This is a genomic window from Streptomyces californicus (assembly GCF_000717645.1).
Taxonomy (GTDB): Bacteria; Actinomycetota; Actinomycetes; order Streptomycetales; family Streptomycetaceae; genus Streptomyces; species Streptomyces californicus.
Genome location: NZ_JNZZ01000088.1, coordinates 1 through 340 on the forward strand (window position 1 = coordinate 1; position 340 = coordinate 340).

Here is a 340-nt window from a genome sequence, read left to right on the forward strand (position 1 = left end):
CGTCCTCATCATCGCCTGCCCCTGCGCCCTCGGCCTCGCCACCCCCACCGCCCTCATGGTCGGCACCGGCCGCGGCGCCCAACTCGGCATCCTCATCAAAGGACCCGAAGTCCTGGAAACCACCCGCCGCGCCGACACCATCGTCCTGGACAAGACCGGCACCGTCACCACCGGCCGCATGACCCTCCAAACCACCCACACCACCCACACCACCACCGAAACCGACGTCCTCCGGCTGGCAGGAGCACTGGAGAACGCCTCCGAACACCCCATCGCCCAGGCCGTCGCCACCGCCGCCACCACGACTGTCGGCCCCCTCCCCACCCCCGAGGACTTCGCC

Annotated in this window: 1 pseudogene; it reads left to right on the forward strand. The window is 70.6% G+C overall.

Annotated elements, in window-relative coordinates:
• Positions 1-340 (forward strand): annotated as a pseudogene (locus IF19_RS01000000135260) (HAD family hydrolase); the annotation flags it as partial.